The 20,947-nt window shown below is 68.8% G+C and carries 16 protein-coding genes; 11 read left to right on the forward strand and 5 right to left on the reverse strand.

Features of this window, described 5'->3' with window-relative positions; genetic code table 11:
• Positions 1–495: 495 nt before the first annotated feature.
• Positions 496–1,992: an aldehyde dehydrogenase family protein gene (locus ACYJSS_RS19740; protein ID WP_236205593.1), complete on the forward strand. Its 1,497-nt coding sequence runs from the start codon at positions 496–498 to the stop codon at positions 1,990–1,992.
• A 49-nt stretch (positions 1,993–2,041) separates the two neighbouring features.
• On the opposite strand, the gene ACYJSS_RS19745 is transcribed toward ACYJSS_RS19740, so the two are convergent.
• From ACYJSS_RS19745 to ACYJSS_RS19765, 5 genes are all read right to left on the reverse strand, one after another.
• Positions 2,042–3,727 (reverse strand): SEL1-like repeat protein, encoded by a 1,686-nt coding sequence (locus ACYJSS_RS19745; RefSeq protein WP_236205592.1) that lies wholly within the window; start codon positions 3,725–3,727, stop codon positions 2,042–2,044.
• A 182-nt stretch (positions 3,728–3,909) separates the two neighbouring features.
• Positions 3,910–4,602 (reverse strand): hypothetical protein, encoded by a 693-nt coding sequence (locus tag ACYJSS_RS19750; protein WP_111264304.1) that lies wholly within the window; start codon positions 4,600–4,602, stop codon positions 3,910–3,912.
• Entirely contained in the window at positions 4,599–5,513 is a 915-nt protein-coding gene (locus tag ACYJSS_RS19755) for a hypothetical protein (RefSeq protein ID WP_111264305.1), read from the reverse strand. Before ACYJSS_RS19755 ends, ACYJSS_RS19750 begins: the two co-directional genes overlap by 4 nt.
• A gap of 93 nt (positions 5,514–5,606) precedes the next feature.
• On the reverse strand, positions 5,607–6,611 hold the full coding sequence (locus tag ACYJSS_RS19760; RefSeq protein WP_111264306.1) for a TerC family protein: 1,005 nt from the start codon (positions 6,609–6,611) through the stop codon (positions 5,607–5,609).
• A gap of 591 nt (positions 6,612–7,202) precedes the next feature.
• Positions 7,203–8,105, reverse strand: coding sequence for a hydrogen peroxide-inducible genes activator (locus ACYJSS_RS19765; protein WP_111264307.1), 903 nt, complete (start codon positions 8,103–8,105; stop codon positions 7,203–7,205).
• Positions 8,106–8,308: 203 nt separating this feature from the next.
• Here ACYJSS_RS19765 and katB point away from each other — a divergent pair, with 203 nt between their 5' ends.
• The 10 genes from katB to ACYJSS_RS19815 all read left to right on the forward strand — a co-directional run bounded on the left by katB (position 8,309) and on the right by ACYJSS_RS19815 (position 20,751).
• On the forward strand, positions 8,309–9,835 hold the full coding sequence (gene katB / locus ACYJSS_RS19770) for a catalase KatB (RefSeq protein ID WP_111264308.1): 1,527 nt from the start codon (positions 8,309–8,311) through the stop codon (positions 9,833–9,835).
• A 48-nt stretch (positions 9,836–9,883) separates the two neighbouring features.
• Positions 9,884–10,414: an ankyrin repeat domain-containing protein gene (locus ACYJSS_RS19775; protein ID WP_111264309.1), complete on the forward strand. Its 531-nt coding sequence runs from the start codon at positions 9,884–9,886 to the stop codon at positions 10,412–10,414.
• A gap of 653 nt (positions 10,415–11,067) precedes the next feature.
• On the forward strand, positions 11,068–13,161 hold the full coding sequence (locus tag ACYJSS_RS19780; protein WP_178083028.1) for a zinc metalloprotease: 2,094 nt from the start codon (positions 11,068–11,070) through the stop codon (positions 13,159–13,161).
• Positions 13,162–13,228: 67 nt separating this feature from the next.
• Positions 13,229–13,528: a hypothetical protein gene (locus tag ACYJSS_RS19785; protein WP_111264310.1), complete on the forward strand. Its 300-nt coding sequence runs from the start codon at positions 13,229–13,231 to the stop codon at positions 13,526–13,528.
• Positions 13,529–13,694: 166 nt separating this feature from the next.
• A complete protein-coding gene (locus ACYJSS_RS19790) occupies positions 13,695–15,188 on the forward strand; it encodes a flavin-containing monooxygenase (protein ID WP_309296187.1) in 1,494 nt (497 codons plus the stop codon).
• A 102-nt stretch (positions 15,189–15,290) separates the two neighbouring features.
• On the forward strand, positions 15,291–16,121 hold the full coding sequence (locus ACYJSS_RS19795) for a PA3715 family protein (RefSeq protein ID WP_236205590.1): 831 nt from the start codon (positions 15,291–15,293) through the stop codon (positions 16,119–16,121).
• 150 nt (positions 16,122–16,271) lie between these two features.
• Positions 16,272–16,946: a nitroreductase gene (locus tag ACYJSS_RS19800; RefSeq protein WP_111263207.1), complete on the forward strand. Its 675-nt coding sequence runs from the start codon at positions 16,272–16,274 to the stop codon at positions 16,944–16,946.
• 119 nt (positions 16,947–17,065) lie between these two features.
• Positions 17,066–18,634 carry a sensor domain-containing diguanylate cyclase gene (locus tag ACYJSS_RS19805; RefSeq protein WP_111263208.1) on the forward strand — a complete coding sequence of 523 codons (1,569 nt, stop codon included), beginning with the start codon at positions 17,066–17,068 and terminating at the stop codon, positions 18,632–18,634.
• Between the two features lie 57 nt (positions 18,635–18,691).
• On the forward strand, positions 18,692–19,414 hold the full coding sequence (locus ACYJSS_RS19810) for a response regulator transcription factor (protein ID WP_111263209.1): 723 nt from the start codon (positions 18,692–18,694) through the stop codon (positions 19,412–19,414).
• The gene (locus ACYJSS_RS19815; RefSeq protein ID WP_236205589.1) at positions 19,414–20,751 is read left to right on the forward strand and encodes a HAMP domain-containing sensor histidine kinase; all 1,338 of its coding nucleotides are present in this window, start codon (positions 19,414–19,416) and stop codon (positions 20,749–20,751) included. Before ACYJSS_RS19810 ends, ACYJSS_RS19815 begins: the two co-directional genes overlap by 1 nt.
• Positions 20,752–20,947: the final 196 nt, after the last annotated feature.

Genomic DNA, 20,947 nt, shown 5'->3' on the forward strand with positions numbered 1-20,947 from the left:
CGCTCCGGCAGGATGGGTTTCGTACCTCTACCCATCCTACGAACTCGCACGCCCGTAGGATGGCGTAGAGCGCAGCGAAACCCATCGATCCGAAGCCCCATCACACACCGTGATCATCGGCCGCTCCGGCAGCATGGGTTGCGTACCTCTACCCGTGCGACGAACTACGCCCTGTGCCCCAACCTCGTCCGCCTTCCCGCCAAAAAGCGGGCAAAAAAAAGCCGCCGATGACCAGGGCGGCGGCAAAGCGTGGTGACACGGAGCAAGCAACAATGGCGTCGCCCTCGCAGACGACACTCCGACTATCCCACCTGCACCACGGCGCCGCTTGCTCCCCGCTGCCAGGTCGTTGCGCCTGCCTGACACGCCGCATCCGCTGCACGCTGGGTCATGTCCGCGTGGCAGGCAGAGTCAAGCCCGGCAGCGGCTCACTCCCTAAGCTGGGGCACGCCCCATGCGGGCGACCCATCCCGCTGCCCGAACCAGGAGCCGATCGTGTCCAATGCCCTGATCAACACCCTCCCCAGCGTCGACGCCTTCGTCGACCGTACCCACGCCTCGTTCATCGACGGCCAACAGCACCAGGGCGCACAAGGCACCCCGCGCGAGGTGCACAACCCCGCCACCGGCGCGGTGCTCTCGCGCACCCTGCAGGCCGACGCCCCGCAGGTGGACGCCGTGGTCGCCTCGGCCCACCGCACCTTCCGCTCCGGCGTCTGGAGCCGCCTGGCCCCCGCCGAGCGCGAGCGCGTGCTGCTGCGCTTCGCCGACCTGGTGGAGACCCACGGCGAGGAACTGGCGCAGCTGGAGACCCTCAACCAGGGCAAGTCCATCCACCTCGCCCGCGCGGTGGAAGTCGGCGCCTCGGTCAACTACATGCGCTACATGGCCGGCTGGGCCACCAAGATCGAAGGGCAGACGCTGGACGTGTCCATCCCCGTGCCGGCCCAGGCGCGCTTCAACGCCTACACCCGCCGCGAGCCGGCCGGCGTGGTCGCCGGCATCGTGCCGTGGAACTTCCCGATGATGATCGCCCTGTGGAAGGTGATGCCGGCACTGGCCTGTGGCTGCACCATCATCATCAAGCCGGCGGACGAAACCCCGCTCACCGCCCTGCGCCTGGCCGAGCTGGCGATCCAGGCCGGTATCCCGGCGGGCGCCTTCAACGTGCTGGTGGGTGGTGCCGACGCCGGTGCGGCGCTGGTGGCCCACCCGCTGGTGAACAAGGTGTCCTTCACCGGCTCCACCGCAGTGGGCAAGCAGGTCGGCCGTACCGCGCTGGACAACATGACCCGCTTCACCCTGGAGCTGGGCGGCAAGAACCCCATGCTGGTACTGGCCGATGCCGATATCGAGCAGGCCGTGGCCGGCGCCATCGGCGGCGGGCTGCTCAACCAGGGCCAGGTCTGCGCCGCTGCTTCGCGCCTCTACGTGCACGCCAGCCGCTACCAGGATTTCGTCGAGGCGCTGACCAGCCAGGTGGCGCAACTCAAGGTCGGCGCCGGCATGGACCCGCAAGCGCAGGTCAACGCCCTGGTCTCCCGTCGCCAGCAGGCCAGCGTGCTGCGCTACCTGGCCATCGCCCGCGAGGAAGGCGCGCAGTTCTGCACCGGCGGCGGCCAGCCCGACCTGCCCGGCTACTTCGTGCAGCCCACGGTGCTGGGCAAGGTCACCCAGGGGATGACCTCGGTGCGCGAGGAAATCTTCGGCCCGGTGCTCTCGGTACTGCCCTTCAACGATGTCGACCAGGCCGTGGACATGCTCAACGACAGCCGCTACGGGCTGACCGCGAGCATCTGGAGCAACGACCTGGGCCGGGTCATGGACCTGATCCCGCGCATCGAAGCCGGCACCGTCTGGGTCAACAACCACGTGCCGGTGGACCCCAACCTGCCCTTCGGCGGCTACAAGCAGTCGGGCATGGGCCGCGAGTTCGGCAAGGCCGCCATCGAAGGCTTCACCGAGCTGAAGTCGGTGTGCATCACCTACTGATGCAACGCGCCATCGCCCGGCCCGCCATGGGTCGGGCGATGCGTCCACCCTACCGCCGCATCAGCCAGAACAGCGCGAACACCCAGCGCTGCCAGCCGGCGTCGGCCGACTTCAGCACGCCAGTCGCCGCGCCGTAGCGCCAGGCCCAGTGCAGCGCCCGGCGCAGGTCGCGCAGCGGGCTGTGACGGTTGCGGTAGACATCGACCGCCAACAGGCCCATGGCCTCGGCATGCCCTGCCTCGGCCGCGCGCAGCAGGTGCGCCTCGGCCTCCGCCCAGTCGACGGGGTCGCTGCGCAACGCCAGCTCACCGCAGAAGCCGTGCATGAAGGCGATCACCTGGAGATCGTCACGATCGGCGAAACACTCCAGGTATACCTCGGCGTGGTTCAGCGCCTCCAGCCACAGCCGCTCGGCCGCTTCGGCGTCCTCCTCGACTTCGGCCTGGGCCGCCAGCAGTTCCACCAGCGCCCGGGTCGCCAGGCCGTGGCCATCGGCCGCTGCCGAGCGCCACAGCACCCGCGCCGCCTCGGCATCTGCCGGGCAGCCCAGCCCATCACGGCAGCAGAGGCCAAGCAGATGCAGCCCCTCGGTGTGCTCGGCCTGGTTGCGCCCGCTCAGCAGCAACAAGCGCTCCAGCGCGGCGAAGGCCCGGGCACCGTCCACCGGCCCGGCCTCGGCATCCAGCCAGAGGCGCGCCTGCAGCAACAGCAGTGCATGGACCTCGTCCAGTTGATGATCCAGCGCCTGCGCCCGCTCCACCCAGCCGCGCGCCTGCTGCAATTCATCCAGGCTGCCGGAGCGTTCGAACGCCAGCTGCGCCAACCGCAACCAGGCCGCCGCCGTGGCCTCGGCCTCGCCCTCCAGGCCGCAGGCACGTCGCGCCCAGCGCATGGCCTGGGCCGGTTCATCGGCAAGGTGGGACAAGGCCAGCGCCGCAGACGGGTCGCCCGCCCGATAGCGGCGCTCCCATTCTTCAGGGGAAACGGGCCGTGGAGCGGGCGCCTCCCGTTCCAGTTCAAGCTCCGCCTCAGGCTCGGGGGTTTCGTCGGGCGCGTGCTCGATGTCGCCCTCATCGAACTCACCCGGCAACGGCTCGGCACCGACGGGCTCCGCACGCTCACCGAAGGGCGAATGCAGCCCGCTGAAATCCTCGATATGGCTCAAGGCCCGGAACCAGGGGTGGTCCAGTGTCTCCAGGCCGAACGCCCGCACCCATTCGTCGAGATCCTCGTAATCCAGCACCAGGGTGACGTCGTGCAAATCGACGGTGCCGTCCTGCAAGGCTTGCAGGCGGGTGTCCGCATTCCATTTCCAGAAGCCGATTCGCGAATCGGTGTTGGCATCGAAGGGCCCTGAAACCGCATCCAGGTCGCCCTGCAGCCACAACGACTCGGCCGGCGCCCCGGTGTGCGCCACGGCGCGATCGAGGAACGCGGCCACCGCATCCAGGCACAGCCCGAGGGTGGGCACGCGATGGTGCTGGGGGTGCCGGCGGACATAGGCATCGAACTGCGCCCAGTTACCCTGCGCCTCGGTCAACGGCAAACGCAGGCCATGCCTGGGCGTCTGCACGTCCACCTGCGCCGGGGTGATCGCCGGCACCACCTCCGCGCCCGCCAGCAGCAGGCACCAGAGCGGTGTCACATCCTGGTCCCGGGCCAGGCAGCAGGGTTCGACCCCCTCGCCACCGAGGTAGAGCCAGGCGGCCGAAGCCAGTTCCGATTCCATGGGCATCGCGGTTTCCCTGCACAGCGGGCCTGGCCGGTCCAGGGCCCGCAAAAAAGCGCCAATCATGGCGTGAAGGGAGGGCGCCCACCAGCCGTGGGCCAGGGGGGATTCCCAGGTTGTGAAGCACCGCTCCGTTCGACACCGACCGCATCCGCGCCGAGTTCGCCTGAACCCGGCGCGGGTCCGGTTCAGCGCAAGGGTTCGAACTGCCCCGTGCGCTCGTCCCAGGCAAAAGCCACGCCCGCGCAGCGCTGGCGCTTGCCCACCCGCAACTGGGTGACGCCCTGCTCGACTGCCAGTTGCACGGTTTCCAGCCCCTCGTTGCGGCAGCCGGGCAGGCTCAGGGTCTGCACGCGCTTGCCGGTCTTCTTCGCGTACACCTCGATGGCCGTGGCCGCCGCACCGTCCCGGGCCAGCGGCACCTGGAAGTAGAAGCGCTCGGTGGAGGCCGCCTGCGGCACCTCCACACTCGCGCCGGGCCAGGCCTCGTCAGACCCCAATCGGGCCACGTGCTTCATCTGGATCGGCAGGCTCTTGCCGGTGCGGTAGTCGGTCCAGGTGCCGCTCAGGGTGGCGTCCTGCTTGAAATAGCCCGAGGTGGTGAAACGGATGCGCGCCGCCGGCAGGCCGGCGGTGTCCAGTTCATCCATGGCGGTGCCATGGGGCTCGTTGCTGCTGAACACCGGTTTCAGGCGGATCGGCGTGCGGTAGCGGTCGTAGAAATACAGGCCACGGATGATGCGGTTCTGGTAGTCCGTCACCAGGGTGATCGACTGCTTGCCGAGGGTGCCCCGGTAGATGTCCAGGGCGGAGGCGACGCCCGGGCCGCAGAGGGTCACGAACAAGGCCAGGCGCAGGAAAATGCTGAGGAAGCGACTCATTGCGCACCCTCCCCAGCCGGCAGCATCACCACGCGCTGCCCTTCGGCCAGGCGGTAGAAGCCCCCGCGGAAGTTGCCGGGCCGGTAGCCATCGCCCCCTTCCAGGCGGTACTCGAAGCGCCCGCGCCGGTACGTGTCGAAGTACAGCGAACCGCTGCCGGCCATCTCGGTCAGCACCGGGTGCAGCGCATAGCGGCCGGTTGCCGGGTCGTACAGGTAGTACTGCACCGTGCCGTTGGCCAGGGCCTGGTCGCTCTCGCGGATGCGCCGTGGCACGAAGGAGAAGTCCAGGTAGGCGTCATCGTCCAGGTAGGCCAGCCGCAGCGTGTCGGTGCCGAAGAAGTAGGCGTCCAGCCCCTCGATCACCTGCAGCGTCGCGCCGCTCGCCTTGTCGCCGACGGTGATGCGATCGAACAGCGGCACCTGCTCGCCAGCGGGCTTGCGCGCATGCACCCGGAAACTCATGCCCTGGCTGGTGCCCTTCTGCAACAGGTCGGCCTCGTAGGCCACCCGGGAGTCCTCGCTGAACACCTGCTCGCGTTGCAGCTGCAGCGGGCGCTCCTCGCGGGTACGCAGGTCGATCCAGCGCCCCAGCAGCACCTTCTGGTCGATGGCGAAGCTTTGGAACTCGATCGCCGCAGGGGGCATCGGCGTGTTGTCACGCAGGTTGATCAGCAGCGGCTCGCCGGCCTCGAAGGGGGTCTTTTCCAGGCTCAGGTGGTCGGCGGCGGCCGAGGTTTCGACGAACCCCGCCATGCCATCCCAGGCGCTGTCGAACTGGAGGACGACCTCCAGCTGCATGTCCCCCGCCGTGCCCCGGTAGACCGTGCTGGGCAGGGTGTGGGCGCTCGCCGTGCCGGCGATGCATAGGGACGCCCAGGCGGGCAGGTGCTTCCATGCTGAGAGGGCCACGCGGTGCTCCTTGCGAGAAAAGGAGCGCAGCCTAACAAAAAGCCCCCTCGCCACGTCAGTGCGCGAGGGGGCTTACGTGATGCCGCAGGCGTATCAGCGGCTGCTGTTCTCCTCGATGGCCTGCGCCGCCTGGCCCCGGGTCTTGTACAGCGACAGCAGTACGCCGCCGACCAGCAGGCCCAGGGTCACGCTGAGGGAGATCACCGCCGGGATCTTGCCGATGATGCCGACCAGGAAGATCTTCGCGCCGATGAACACCAGCACCAGGGCCAGGGCGTACTTCAGGTAGGCGAAGCGGTGGATCAGCGCCGCCAGGGCGAAGTACAGCGCGCGCAGGCCGAGGATGGCGAAGATGTTCGAGGTGTAGACGATGAACGGGTCCTGGGTGATGGCGAAGATCGCCGGCACGCTGTCGATGGCGAACACCAGGTCGGCGCACTCGATCAGCACCAGGGCCAGGAACAGCGGCGTCGCCCAGAGCACGGTCCTGCCGCTGGCATCCGCCTGGCGCACGAAGAAGCGCTGCCCGTGCAGGCTGTCGGTGACGCGCATGTGCCGGCGCAGGAACTTCACCAGTGCGTTGTTCTCCAGGTCCGGGTGGTCATCGACCCTGGAGAACAGCATCTTCACGCCGGTGATGGCCAGGAACGCGCCGAACACGTAGAGGATCCAGCTGAACTCGTGGATCAGCGCCGCGCCCAGGCCGATCATCACCGCACGCAGCACGATCACGCCCATGATTCCCCAGAACAGCACCTTGTGCTGGTACTGCCGCGGGATGGCCAGGAAGCTGAAGATCATCGCCATGAGGAACACGTTGTCCATCGACAGCGATTTTTCGATGAGGAAGCCCGTGAGGTAATCCATGCTGGCGTCGCCGCCCTTCTGGAAGAACACCCAGAGGCCGAACAGCAGGCCGGCGGTGATGTAGCCGGCGGAGAGCAGCAGGCTCTCCTTGACGCCGATCTCGCGGTTATCGCGATGCAGCACGCCCAGGTCGAAGGCCAGCAGGGAGAACACCACGGCGAGGAAGACCAGCCACAGCCAGGTGGCGGTGCCGAGGAAGTCGGAAAACAGGAACGTATCTAGGGCAGTCATTGGAGCCCCTCCTTGCAGTCGAAGTTGTACAGACTGTGATTCCGACATCGCGGTATTGACCGCCAGAGGGGCCCGGCTTCACGGCAGCTAAATTACAGAATCCCGAGGGAGGCGCTCAACGAGCGGGCTTTTGCAAAGTGTTTCCTGCGCGTCATGCCGAAAGCCCCGCCCGCCACCCGCATGAGCCCGACTGCGCATGGCCCTGAATGAAGGCTGGAATTGGGCATGAGGGCGCCTCGCTGTCGTCGATTGAAAGCGCCCTGACGCGGGTTAGGCTCATCCGCCTCCGCCGTCGCATTCCCCTCAGCCGACAGGCCGGGAAGCCCGACGAACGCCCCCATGAACAAGGAAGTGTCATGAGCATCGAACGCCACGAGGTCAGCCAGTCCAGCGCCCTCCTACACCGGGAACGATGCCCGTGGCGTCTGCCTCGAAGCCTGCCGCCGCTGGGTCAGGGCCGTTCCGGCGCCGCTGCGCACGGCGGCGCAGAAGGCCCTGGCGCTGCGGGGCTGGCAGGAGTTCGAGGCGCACATGCCGGCGCTGGTGGAGGACTGCCGCGCGGCCCTGCAGAGGTGGCGGCCCTAGCGCCTCTCAAGCCTCCCCGTTCGGCCCACGGGAAACCGAGCAGAGCCTGACCGAGTCGGCCAGCACGTCGATCGCGCGCGGGCGCGGGAAGCTGGCGCGCCAGGCGATGGCCACCTGGCGGAACGGCACCGGCGCGCTGAAGTGGCGGATGGCCACGCTGCCCGGCGAATAGTGGTGGCCGGAGACCGCCGAGTGCGGCAGCACGGAGACGCCGAGGCCGGAGGCGACCATGTGGCGGATGGTCTCCAGGGAGCTCGATTCCACGCTGGCGCGCTGGGTGGCCGGGCACACCTCCAGCACGCGCTCGCGGAAGCAATGCCCCTCGCCGAGGATCAGCAGCTCGGCATCCTCCAGCGCCTCCGCCGACAGGCGCTGCTCCGCCGCCAGGGGGTGGTCGGCGGGCAGCAGCACGCACAGGGCTTCGTCGTAGAGCACCTTGGTCAGCACGTCGGGTTCGGTGAAGGGCAAGGCGACGATGATGGCGTCCAGCTCGCCCTCCCGCAGCCGCTCGCGCAGCACGTGGGTGAAGTTCTCCTCGATGTACAGCGGCATCTGCGGCGCCACGGTGTGCAACTGGGGGATCAGGTGCGGGAACAGATAGGGCCCGATGGTGTAGATGGCGCCGACCCGCAGCGGCGAGGACAGCTGGTTGCGCCCGGCGTGGGCCATCTCCAGCACCGCGTTGGCTTCGGCCAGCACCTTCTGCGCCTGCTCGATGATGCTCTCGCCGATGGGTGTGAGGTAGACGGCCCCCTTGCTGCGCTCGAAGAGCAGCACGCCCAGGTAGTCCTCCAGTCGCTTCATGCCCACCGAGAGGGTGGGCTGGCTGACATGGCAGCGCTCGGCGGCGCGGCCGAAGTGTTGTTCCTGGGCAAGGGCAACGGCGTAACGCAATTCGGTCAGGGTCATCGGTCATCCTGCGTGCGGGCCGCCATGGCGGCCTCCTGTGAATCCGGGGTGCGGCTTGTACCCGGGAACTCTAGGGAGGCGGCGCGCGTAGGACCTTTAATATTTCCTAATCGCCAGGCTGACCAAATCCTATTATCCGGGCCCCTCCGCGCTCCCTATGGTTCAGGCCGCAACACCCGAACCAGAGACATCAGGAGACGCAAATGTCCAGATTCCATCGCACCGCCCCCGGCCTGCTGGCGGCGGCATGCCTGTTCAATCTTTCCATGGCCGTGGGTGCACCGCTGACCCGTGACAACGGCGCCCCCGTCGGCGACAACCAGAACTCTCAGACAGCCGGGCCGAATGGTTCCGTGCTGCTGCAGGACGTGCAACTGATCCAGAAGCTGCAGCGCTTCGACCGCGAACGCATCCCCGAGCGGGTGGTGCATGCCCGGGGCACCGGCGCCCACGGCGAGTTCACCGCCTCGGCGGACATCGCCGACCTGACCGTCGCCAAGGTGTTCCGCAACGGCGAGCGCACCCCGGTGTTCGTGCGCTTCTCTTCGGTGGTGCACGGCAACCACTCGCCGGAAACCCTGCGTGACCCGCGCGGCTTCGCCACCAAGTTCTACACCGCCGACGGCAACTGGGACCTGGTGGGCAACAACTTCCCCACCTTCTTCATCCGCGACGCGATCAAGTTCCCGGACATGGTCCACGCCTTCAAGCCGGACCCGCGCACCAACCTGGACGACGACTCGCGCCGCTTCGACTTCTTCTCCCACGTGCCGGAGGCCATCCGCACCCTCACCCTGCTCTATTCCAACGAGGGCACCCCGGCCGGCTACCGCTTCATGGACGGCAACGGCGTGCACGCCTACAAGCTGGTCAACGCCAAGGGCGAGACGCACTACGTGAAGTTCCACTGGAAGAGCCTGCAGGGCATCCGCAACCTCGACCCGAAGGAAGTCGAGGCCGTCCAGGGCAAGGACTACAGCCACATGACCAACGACCTGGTGAACGCCATCGCCAAGGGTGACTACCCGAAGTGGGACCTGTACATCCAGGTGCTCGAGCCCAAGGACCTGGCGCGCTTCGAGTTCGACCCGCTGGACGCCACCAAGGTCTGGCCCGACGTGCCCGAGCGCAAGATCGGCCAGATGGTGCTCAACCGTAACGTCGACAACTTCTTCCAGGAGACCGAGCAGGTGGCCATGGCCCCGTCCAACCTGGTACCGGGCATCGAACCCTCCGAGGACCGCCTGTTGCAGGGCCGCGTGTTCGCCTACGCCGACACCCAGCTCTACCGGGTGGGTACCAACGGCCTGGCGCTGCCGGTGAACAAGCCCAAGGGCGCGGTGAACAACGGCAACCAGGACGGCAGCATGAACGCCGGTCACACCACCAGCGGCGTGAACTACGAGCCGAGCCGCCTGCAGCCCCGCGAAGCCACGGCCAGCGCCCGCTACGTCGAGACGCCGCTGCAGGGCAGCACCCAGCAGCGCGCCATCCAGCGCGAGCAGAACTTCAAGCAGGCCGGTGACCTGTACCGCTCCTACGGCAAGAAGGACCAGCAGGACCTGGTCAACAGCTTCGGCCAGTCCCTCGCCGGTACCGACAGCGAGAGCAAGCACCTGATGCTCGCCTACCTGTACAAGGCCGACACCGACTACGGCACCCGTGTCGCCAAGGTGGCCGGTGGCGACCTGGCCAAGGTGAAGGCCCTGGCCGCCAAACTCGCCGACTGACCCGCCCAGCGCCGGCCCGCACACGCGGGCCGGCTCCAGGAGCCCGAGATGAAACACGCACTCCTCGCCCTGCTGCTCTGCGCCGGCCTGGCACAGGCCGAACCGACGCCCGACCCGGTCGCCATCCAGGCCGAGCTGGCCCAACGCTATCTCGACGCCGCCCGTGAAGGCCGGCTGGAGGTGCTCCACGCCTTCATCGAGGCCGGTTACGACCTCGACACCCAGGATGCCAAGGGCTACAGCGCCCTGATCCTCGCCGCCTACCACGGCCACGCCGATGCGGTCGACGCGCTGCTCGCTGCCGGCGCCGATCCCTGCCTGCAGGATGGCCGCGGCAACACCGCCCTGATGGGCGCCATCTTCAAGGCCGAACTGGGCATCGCCCACCGCCTCATGAACACCCCCTGCCCCACCGACCAGCGCAACACCGCCGGGCAGACCGCCGCCATGTATGCCGCGCTGTTCCAGCGCACCCGGTTGCTGGACCGGCTGCGCGAGAAAGGCGCCGACATGGCGTTGAAGGACGCCCTCGGCAACGATGCCGAAAGCCTGGCGCGGGGGGAGATCCGTACCCGCTGACAGCGGTCCGGAGCGCGCGCCGTTAAGCAGGTAAACATCCACGCCCTGGTGCAACCAGACCTCGGGGCATACAGCCGCCACTCACTTCGGACGTAGGGTGTGCTGCGCGCACCTGGAGCTCGCCGGAAACACCGAGCGGCGGTGCGCACGGCACACCCTACGGCACGCGTTCATCCTGTCGAGCCCTCAATTCAAATCGTCACAGGCAGCACCGATGACTCATGACCACGCTCAAATGAATTCGCACCTGCAAAGGTGGGCTCGGCGCGGGCGGATGGGCGTAGGGTGGGCTTCAGCCCACCAATTCCCCGACGCACACAGCCGACCAAAACCCCTCGTCCCCTCCCCACGCAAACGCCTTTCCGGCATATCGACAAGCACGAAAAGTTCGGTTGCAGGGGGCGGTGTAGCGGCGCCCTTACAGGGCTTTCGGGTGCTCCGACAATCGGTCACGCCGCACGTCCTGCGGGCGATGGGCGGCGCTATGCAGGGCCCCGGGCAGTCGCATACTCACTGGGCCATGCGCACGCGGTACGCATGACACGACCCTAAAAAAGGAACCTTCCAGGGGTGTCGTACCGGCGTCATGCAATGGCTCGCGTGGTTGGGAGTACGGGCAGGGTGCGCCCCTTGTTGAATAGGAGTGTTCAACGATGTCCAGCCTCGACAAAATCCCCCCCATGCCCGATGTACTGCCGCCCGAGCAGGAAGACGCCCGAGCGGCCGCCGCCCTTCCCATAACCGAACTGCCCAAGCCCATCCCCGGCCCGATCATCGTGCCGCCACTGCGCAGCATCCGTCCCGGTTGCTGGCTGCTCAACTACAAGCCCACCGGGGCGCCGCTGGTGTCCTATGACGGCACCCTGCGCGTGGAATCCCACGCCGCCGGGCGAACCGCCAGCGGCGATCTCTACCAGCGCCCGACCATTTTCCTGCCGCTGCCCATCACCTCGCCGATCCCCCTGCTGGGCGGGCGCCCGGAAACCAGCCTGAAGCCGATTCTCCTGGCCGGGCCCAACCCGGCATCGGGCATCCCGATCCTCTCGCGCTCACGCTATCGCTACTACATCCGCGTCACCGCGCTGCCGGAGCACTTCTACCTGGGCAACAGCTTCAACCTCGGCTTCGAGCTGTGGCGCTTCACCGCGCCCAACAGCTGGGCGCTGGACTCCACCCTCACCACCCAGATGGTGCGCATGCCCGCGCCGGCGGGCTATCCCTCCTCCGGCGACTATGCCGAGGGCGATGTGAAGAACGCGGCCAACGCCGTGATCGGGCGCCTGACCATGGGCTGGCTGTCGAGCTACTACCGCCGCTGCACCGTGGAGATCGACACCGTCTCCGGCTCCGAGCAGCCGACCAACAGTGGCCTCGGCCATACCTGGCAGACGGTGATGGATGCGGTGGGCTGGCAGGTCGCCGTGCACCTCAGCGACACCAATGTCGCCGAAGCCAGCGGTGGGTCCTGGTCCGATGCCGAGATGCACGCGGCCATGCTGGCCCGGCGCGCGGTGGTCAACCTGGATACCGAGTGGCGCTACCACGTACTGGCGGTGAAGAACATCGACTCCACCCCGCGCGGGATCATGTACGACAACGGCGGCACCGACTCCAACAACGTGCCCCGGGAGGGCATCGGCATCGCCTCGCACTGGACCATCGCAGCGGGCTGGGGGACGGTCAGCGGCAAGCGCTTCGGCACGGCGGCGGCGCCCTACTTCCGCACCGCCGTGCACGAGGTCGGCCACGCCATGGGGCTCTACCACAACTCGGCGGACTTCGGCTTCATGTGCACCAGCGACGTGATCGCTGCCGCCGGCACCCCGGCCACGCCCTTCCCCAGCAACATCCAGTGGTCCTTCCACCCGGACAACCTCAAGCAGCTGCGCCACTACCCCGATCCCTTCGTGCGGCCCGGCTCGGTGGCATTCGGCGGTGCCTCCACGGCCGCCCCGAACATCACCCCGACGGACCTGGAGGCCGAAATCCTGGGGCTCGACGTGGACGTCACACCGCTGCTCGGCGAAGTGCCCCTGGGCGCACCGGTGCGGATCGGTATCGCCCTGGTCAACCGTGGCGACCAGCCGGTGCAGGTGCCGGCCAACCTCAGCCTGAAGAGCGAATTCGTCAGTGGCAGCGTCGGCGATCCATCCGGCACCGTGCGCAGCTTCCGTACCCTGGTGCATTGCGTCGAGGACCAGCCCTTCAAACTGCTGCAACCGGGCGAGCGGATCAGCGAATCCATGACCCTGATGCGCGGCGCCGAAGGGGCGCTGTTCGGCGTACCCGGCGTGCACGAGGTGAAGGTGGAGGTGCACTGGGAGATCGACGGCCTGGTCGCCCGCGCGGCCGGCAGTGCCACGGTGATGGTCACCGCAGCGGTCGAGGCGCGGCATGCCGAGGCCGCGCACCGCGTGCTCTCCACCCCCGACGCGCACCTGGTGCTGGCCATCGGCGGCGACCACCTCACCGAGGGCCTGGACGCCATCCAGGCGGCGTTGGACTCGGCGGTGCTCAAGCCGCACTTCGCCGCCATCGCGGCCAAGCGGCTGGCCAAGCGCTTCCATAAACGCAAGGCCGATCCGAAGGGCGCAAGCGCGCTGCTCGACTACGATACGGTGATGAGCGACACCGAGCGCAGCAAACTGACGACGCTGCTCGGCGATGCCGGTGGCGTGCTCAAGGAGCTTGGCAAGGCACCCAAGACACGGGCCAGGACCACAGGCCTGGCGGCCGGAGCCAAGTAGGGCGGAAACGGCTGGCACGGGGCGCCGTCATGCGGCGCCCCGCTGCCGGTGATGACCGGAGCCTCAGATGACCGACCTGGAGAACCAACTGCTGGGACAGTGGCGCAAGAGCACGTCCCCGGCCTGCGCGGCGAAGTACGCCAGCAGCCTGCGCTTCGACGCCAACGGCCTGTACAGCGGCACCCCCGAGGTGCCCGGCGGCTTCACCTGGTGGGACAGCGGCACCTGGCACATCGAGAGCCCCGGCCGCGTCACCCTCTCCACCGCCAACGATGCGCTGGTGAGCTATGGCTACAGCCTCGACGCCGACGGCCTCACCTTCACCGATCCCAGCGGCTGCCGCTTCAGCTACCGACGCGAGCATTGAGCGGCGCCGTATCTTCCTGCAGCCCGGGAACGGCACCCTGCAAACCCCGGGCTGAAGCCCCGGCCTCAACGCGCATGCGGAAAACCCGCCTAAGGGCCGGCGAGCAGCGGCGGCAAAGCCTGCTATGACTTGCACAACACAAGAACAACAAGAAGGAAGGCCGACCTTGAACGACCACCACGACGTGCTGATCATCGGCGCCGGGCTCTCGGGCATCGGCATGGGCTGCCACCTGGTGCGCGAAGCGCCGCAGATGGACTTCGCCATCATCGAGCGACGCCAGGCCGTGGGCGGCACCTGGGACCTGTTCCGCTACCCCGGCATCCGCTCGGATGCCGACATGTTCAGCTTCGGCTTCGCCTTCCGCCCCTGGGACCAACTCAAGACGCTGGCCGACGGCCACACCATCCGCCAGTACATCGAAGACACCGCCCGCGAGCATGGCGTCGACAGCAGGATCCGCTTCGGCCTGGCCTGCACCGAGGCCTCCTGGTCCAGCCACGAGAGGGTGTGGACCGTCAGGACCCGCGACGAGGCCAGCGGCGTGCAGCGGGTGTTCACCGGTCGCTTCCTGGTCTCCTGCGTCGGCTACTACGACTACGACCAGGGCTACCAGCCGGACTTCCCCGGCATGCAGCGCTTCCAGGGAAGGCTGATCCACCCGCAGCACTGGCCCGAAGACCTCGACTACGACGGCAAGCGCGTGGTGGTCATCGGCAGCGGCGCCACCGCCGTGACCCTGGTGCCGGCCATGGCCGGGCGCGCCGGCCACGTCACCATGCTGCAGCGCTCGCCCAGCTACATCATCAGCGTGCCCGGCAAGGACCCGGTCTCCGCCGCATTGCGCCACGTGCTGCCCGAGCGCTGGGTCTACGCCATGGCGCGGGCGCGCAACATCTGGTTGCAGCGGGTCATCTACAAGGCCGCGCGGCGCTGGCCGGAGCAGGTCCGCGCCTGGCTGCTGGGCAGCGTCAGGAAGCAGCTCGGCGGCAAGGTCGACATGCGCCACTTCACGCCCAGCTACATGCCCTGGGACGAACGCCTCTGCGCAGTGCCCGACGGCGATCTGTTCGCTGCCCTGCGCGAGGGCCGCGCCTCGGTGGTCACCGACCGCATCGCCACCTTCACCGAACGAGGCATCGCCCTGGAATCCGGCGCCGAGCTGCCGGCGGACATCATCGTCAGCGCCACCGGCCTGCAGCTGCGCGCGCTCGGCGGCATCGACCTGCTGGTGGACGGCCAGCGCAGGAGCCTGGCCGACCGCCTCACCTACAAGGGCGTGCTGGCCCAGGGCATTCCCAACATGGGCTCGGTGTTCGGCTACACCAACGCGCCCTGGACGCTCAAGGCCGATATCGCCTCCAGCTACCTGTGCCGGCTGTTCAACCACATGCGCAAGCACGACCTGGAGGTGTGCACGCCGCGCGCACCGGAGGGCGAGATGGAGGAAGGCAGCGTCATGGGCGCCCTGCAGTCGGGCTACGTCCAGCGTGGCTCCGACCTGCTGCCCCGCCAGGGTCGCCACCTGCCCTGGCGCGTGCTCAACCACTACGAGCGCGACCGCGAGATGCTCCTGCGCCAGCCCATAGCCGACCCTGCGCTGGAATTCGAGCCCGCCCGCGGGCAGGTCGGCTCGCCCCTGGCCACCGGAGCCGGCTAAGTCGCCGATGGCCAATCGGCGGAAATGCGAACCGGTCAGCCACCCCGCCACCCGTGGCGGCCGCTAGAATGTCGGCCTCTCCCCCCTCAAGGAACCGTCGACATGGAGCGTTACCGCCGCCTCGCCTCCCGGGCCCCCCACCTCGTGCTGCTCGCTTGTGCCGTACTCGCCACCCCCGCCCAGGCCCGCGACCCGCAACCCTGCCCCGCACCCTTGATCAAGGCCCTGGCCAAGCAACTGGGGCAAAGCGGCTGGACGGCGCCCGACAGCTACGGCGAAGGCCCGCTGGTAGCCGCCGCCTGCAAACCCTGGCCGGACGACAAGGCCCAGTCGGTGGTCGCCCTCGCCTATGAGCGGCCGGGTGATGAAGGCGTCGCCCAGGGTGAACGCAGCCTGGCGCTGCTGGTGGCCAAGGTGGACGGCAGGAGCGGCGCGCTGCTGGAGCGCTACGACTCGACCCTGGACGAGGACGCCGCCACCGAAGTGAGCGGCGACAGCCTGTGGCTGGACACCGCCCGCTACCACCTGGCGCCGGGCCTGCGCGCCTTCGGCCTGGTGTTCGACAGCACCGCCCGTGGCGCCAGTTGCCCCGACGGCGGCTCGGACGAGGAACTGACCCTGTTCGCCCCGCAAGGCAAGGCCCTGCGCCCGGTGCTCAAGGCCTACCTCGCCGAATGGACCACCATCAAGGGCACCCTCTGCGTCAACGACCCGGACTTCATGACCGAGAGCGCCAGGGTCACCCTCGACCTCGCCAAGACGAGCAGCAACGGCTTCGCCGACCTGGTCCTGGCCGCCAGGGTGACCGGCGACTCGGCCGCCGGGGAGAAATACCTGCGCACCGTGCGCAAGACCCTCAAGTACGACGGCACGCAATACCCGCACGAAACCTTCCCGCGTTTCTGGGAGCAGCCCGGCACCGCCGCGCAATGACCCCGCCCATCCCCCGCGCGACCGGCGAGAAGCGCGCGGGTGATGGTTCTTGGCAGTTCTGCCTGTGGCGTCAAGCACGGGCTTTTCGCTAAGTTCGGCCGGGCCCGTGCGCGGTCCAGGCCGCGCCATCACCTGCCGAGGAACGTCGCCATGTCCGTAGCCGAAATGCTGCAGCAACGCATCTCCGTCCGCGCCTACACCGATGAACCCGTCGACGCCGCCACCGTGCACGCCCTGCTCGACACCGCGCGCTGGTCACCCTCGGGGGGCAACCTGCAACCCTGGAAGGTGATCGCCGTGAGCGGCGCCGCCAAGGCCGAGGTCGAGCGCATCGCCCTGGAAACCCTGATGAAGAACCCCGCTGGCGAAGCCGGCGACCACCCCATCTACCCCGAGGGGCTGACCGAGCCCTACCGCACCCGCCGCTACGCCATCGGCGAGGCGCTCTACGCCAGGCTCGGCATCCCCCGTGAGGACAAGGCCGCCCGCCTGCGCGCCATGTCGCGCAACTTCCAGTTCTTCGGCGCGCCGGTCGGTCTGTTCTTCGTCATCGACCGTTCCATGGGCCACGGCCAATGGGCCCACCTGGGCATGTTCATGCAGTCCCTGGCGCTGGTGGCCGAGGAGCGCGGCCTGGCCACCTGCATGCAGGAAGCCTGGGGCATGGTGCGCCAGAGCCTGCACGCCCACTTCGGGCTGCCCGGGCACGAGCTGCTCTACTGCGCCATGGCGCTCGGCCACGCCGACCGCACCGCACCGATCAACCAGTTGCGCTCCGAACGCGCCCCGGTGGAGGAGTTCGCCGTGTTCAAGGGTTTCGACTGAGGGCCAGGGCCCAGGGGCGCGCGCCTGCGCCTTGGCTACACTGCTGACGCCGCCCCCGCTGCATGCCGTCGTTGGGCGCGCGGCCGGTCCCCCCACGCGTCGCAGGAGAGTCGTCGTCGATGAACCCCACCCCCTTCCCCGCGACACGGCTCCGCCACCTGATCCTGCTGCTCGTCCTGCTGGCCAGCATCGCCACGCTGGCCAACGGCCTGTACGCGGCCTACCGGGTGCAGAAGGCCTCGCTGCTGGACGGCGCGCTGAAGAACAACCACGCCTACGCCCAGAAGCTGGCCAGCAGCATCGGCGCCCAGTTGCAGGCGGCCCAGCAACAGCTGGCGTACAGCGCGGCGCTGCTGGGCAAGCACTTCGATGACCCGCAGCTGCTCGCCGAGGAGGCACGCCGGCTCGACCTGCAGGATGCCGGCTTCAACGCCATCGCCGTGGTCGCCGCCGATGGCCGCGTGCTGGCCGCCGTGCCTGAGGCGCCGCAGCTCGATGGAAGCGGCCGCTCCCCCGGCCTCGAGGAGGCGCTGCGTGCCCGCCGCCCGCTGATCAGTGAACCTTTCAACGCCGCCAGCGGGCGGCTGGTGGTCTTCGTCTCGCAGCCGGTACTCGATGCCGACGGCCGGTACCTGGGCCTGGTCGGCGGCTCGATCTACATGCGCAAGGACAACCTGCTGCACGGCCTGATCGGCCTGCACTTTCACCAGGACGCATACGTCTACCTGATCGACGCCAACCGCCGGCTGCTCTACCACCCGGACCCCGCGCGCATCGGCCAGCAGGTCGGTGCCAGCGCCGTCGACGATGCCGTGCTGGGCGGGCGCAGCGGCACCCTGGTGTATGTGAACTCCAAGGGCGTGGAGATGCTCTCCGGCTATGCCGGCATCCCGGGAACCGGCTGGGGCGTGGTTTCGCAGCAGCCACGCCAGGCCACCCTGGTGGCGCTGGAGGGGTTGGTCCGGCACGTGCTCGTCGCTGCCATGCCCCTGGCGCTGTTGGGGTTCGCGGTGCTCTGGTGGACGACACGGCTGATCGCCGACCCGCTGCGCCAGCTGGCCGCCGGCGCCCGCCAGATGGGCGAGCCGGGCAGCTCGGAACGCCTGGCCACGGTGCGCGCCTGGTACTTCGAGGCCGCGCACATCAAGCAGGCCCTGATCACCGGCATCGCCCTGATGCAGGAGAAGCTCGGCCGCCTCAATCACGAGGCGCAGACCGACCCGCTGACGGGCCTGCTGAACCGCCGCGCGATGGAGGAAGCCCTGGTGGCCATCCGGGGCGGCGAGCGCGACCTGGCGGTGGTGGCCCTGGACATCGATCACTTCAAGAAGGTCAACGACCGCTTCGGCCACGACGCCGGCGACCGCACGCTCAAGGTGATCGCCACGGTGATGCAGGCCTGCTCGCGGGACCGCGACCTGGCCTGCCGCGTGGGCGGCGAGGAGTTCCTCCTGCTGCTGCCCGGCACCACGCTGGCGGAAGCCTCGGAAGTCGCCGAACGCCTGCGCCACTCGGTGGAGGAGGCGCGTACCGAAGGCGTCGGCCAGGTGACCATCTCCCTCGGCGTGGCCGAATGGACACCCGGCGGACGGAGCCTGGAAGCCACCCTCAAGCAGGCCGACGAAATGATGTACCGGGCCAAGCGCCAGGGCCGCAACCAGGTGGTGGTGGAGCCCGCCACGCGCTGACCCCTGCGAGCATCGCGCGATTGCCAGGAACCCCCTGGCAATGAGATATTTTCAAATGTGAAACATTCTCATATCGAACGACCCGCCCCCTCCCCGCGCCTGCTGCTGGTCGAAGACGACCCCCGGCTGCGCGAAGACCTGGACCTGCACTTCCGCCAGCGCGGCTTCGCCGTCACCACCTGCGCCACCGGCACCCTGGGCCTGGCCGCTGCCGAACGCGACCCCTTCGACCTGGTACTGCTGGACATCATGCTGCCCGGCCTCGACGGCCTGCAGCTGCTCGAAGCCCTGCGCCGGCGGCAGGACACCCCGGTGATGCTGATGTCCGCGCTGGGAGCCGAGCAGGACCGCATCACGGGTTTCACCCGGGGAGCCGACGACTACCTGCCCAAGCCCTTCAGCCTCGCCGAGCTGGACGCCCGGACCGATGCCCTGCTGCGCCGCGTGCGCCTCGACCGGCGCCAGGCGGCGCAACGCCCGGGTCCATCGCTGCACCTCGACGAGCAGGCCCAGGACGTGACCCACTCAGGCCGCGCGGCCGGGCTCACGCCGTCGGAATACCGCCTGCTGGCCACCCTGCAGGCCCACCCCGGCGAGGCGCTGAGCAAGCCCTTCCTCTACCGGTGCGTGCTGCACCGTGCCTACACGCGGCTGGACCGCGGGCTCGACGTGCACGTCTGCAACCTGCGCCGCAAACTGGCCGAGATCGGCATCCACCATCTGCAGATCCAGGCCGTGCGCGGCCAGGGCTACCTGCTGGTCGAGACGGAACGCTCCTGATGCGCCGCCATCCCCTGCTGTGGAAGCTGGCGCTTCTGCAGGTCGGCTTCTGCCTGCTGCTCACCTGGCTCATCTATACCTGGGGCCTGGCGGTGGAGCGCAGCACCTACTTCCTCGCCCCGGCCGACCGCGACTACCTGGCGCAATACGCGCAGCAGGCCGAACAGGCCTGGGAGAACGAAGGCGCGGCCGGCGTCGCGCGCTTCCGGCAGGACCTGGCCAGCCGCGAAGACACCTGGGTGGCGGTGCTCGGCCCGCGCCTGGAAAGCCTCGACGGCACGCTGCTGAACGCCGAGGAATCCAGCCACCTGACCTTCATGCGCAAGCTCGACTGGCCCATGAGCCGGCGCCTGCAAGACGAGCTGCCCTACGTCAGCATCGAGTTCCCCGAGCACCCGGAGAACGGCCGCCTGGTGCTGCAACTGCCCGAGCGCCTGCTGCCCGGCGGCCTGACGCCCTGGACCCACCTCTTCACCCACGGCGTGGTGCCGACGCTGCTGGCGGCCCTGCTCGGCCTGCTGATCTACCGCCATCTCGTGGTGCCGCTGAACCGCCTGCGCGACCGCGCCGATGCCCTGCGCGCCGACGAACTGGACACCGCGCCCCTGGGCACGCCCCTGGCCGACCGCCGCGACGAACTGGGCGAGCTGGCCGAAGCCCTGGAGCACATGGCCGAGCGCCTGCGCCTGAGCCTGGGCCAGCAGCGCCTGCTGCTGCGCACCCTGTCCCACGAGATGCGCACCCCGCTGGCCCGGTTGCGCATCGCCCACGACAGCGAGCTACCGCCCGAACAGCTGCGCCAACGGCTGGACCGCGAGATCACCGACATGCAGCGCCTGCTGGAAGACACCCTCGACCTCGCCTGGATGGACACCGAACGCCCGCAACTGCCCACCGAGCCGGTGCAGGTGCTGTCGGTGTGGGAAGCCCTGCGCGAGGACGCCTGCTTCGAAAGCGGCTGGGATGCCGCGAGGCTGCCCTGCTCCCTGGATGCCGACTGCCGCGTGCAGGTCCATCTCGACAGCCTGGCCCAGGCCCTGGAGAACCTGCTGCGCAACGCCATCCGCCACTCCCCTGAAGGGGGCACGGTGCGCCTCGACGGCGAGCGCGACGGCGACTGCTGGCACCTGCGCCTGCACGACCAGGGCCCGGGCGTCGCCGAGGCGGACCTGGAACGCATCTTCCTGCCCTACCAGCGCCTGGACGGCGGCACCGGCGCAGGCTTCGGCCTGGGCCTGGCCATCGCCCGCCGCGCCATCGAACTGCAGGGCGGCCGGCTCTGGGCCAGCAACGCCCACCCGGGCCTGTGCCTGCACCTGCGGCTGCCGGCAGCGTGATGTTCCCTCCTGTAGCCCAGGCTACGGAGCTGCCGGCCGCATCACGCAATGGCCCGGCACCCCGCTGTAGGAGCGAGCTCTGCTCGCGAATCCCCCCAACACGGACCCTCACGAAGTGTTTAGAAAGTTAATGCGCTTTACTCTCAAATAACAATTAATATCATTCGTGATCTTCGCGCATCCCAAGGCATTACCG

This window comes from Pseudomonas sp. No.21 (genome assembly GCF_054558415.1).

Bases quoted from the DNA above. Each gene is read 5' to 3' on its own strand.
- ACYJSS_RS19760 (WP_111264306.1), bottom strand. From the start codon at position 6,611: ATGACTGCCCTAGATACGTTCCTGTTTTCCGACTTCCTCGGCACCGCC.
- ACYJSS_RS19745 (WP_236205592.1), bottom strand. From the start codon at position 3,727: ATGCCCATGGAATCGGAACTGGCTTCGGCCGCCTGGCTCTACCTCGGT.
- ACYJSS_RS19805 (WP_111263208.1), top strand. From the start codon at position 17,066: ATGAACCCCACCCCCTTCCCCGCGACACGGCTCCGCCACCTGATCCTG.
- ACYJSS_RS19800 (WP_111263207.1), top strand. From the start codon at position 16,272: ATGTCCGTAGCCGAAATGCTGCAGCAACGCATCTCCGTCCGCGCCTAC.
- ACYJSS_RS19785 (WP_111264310.1), top strand. From the start codon at position 13,229: ATGACCGACCTGGAGAACCAACTGCTGGGACAGTGGCGCAAGAGCACG.
- ACYJSS_RS19815 (WP_236205589.1), top strand. From the start codon at position 19,414: ATGCGCCGCCATCCCCTGCTGTGGAAGCTGGCGCTTCTGCAGGTCGGC.
- ACYJSS_RS19775 (WP_111264309.1), top strand. From the start codon at position 9,884: ATGAAACACGCACTCCTCGCCCTGCTGCTCTGCGCCGGCCTGGCACAG.
- ACYJSS_RS19795 (WP_236205590.1), top strand. From the start codon at position 15,291: ATGGAGCGTTACCGCCGCCTCGCCTCCCGGGCCCCCCACCTCGTGCTG.
- katB (WP_111264308.1), top strand. From the start codon at position 8,309: ATGTCCAGATTCCATCGCACCGCCCCCGGCCTGCTGGCGGCGGCATGC.
- ACYJSS_RS19780 (WP_178083028.1), top strand. From the start codon at position 11,068: ATGTCCAGCCTCGACAAAATCCCCCCCATGCCCGATGTACTGCCGCCC.
- ACYJSS_RS19750 (WP_111264304.1), bottom strand. From the start codon at position 4,602: ATGAGTCGCTTCCTCAGCATTTTCCTGCGCCTGGCCTTGTTCGTGACC.
- ACYJSS_RS19765 (WP_111264307.1), bottom strand. From the start codon at position 8,105: ATGACCCTGACCGAATTGCGTTACGCCGTTGCCCTTGCCCAGGAACAA.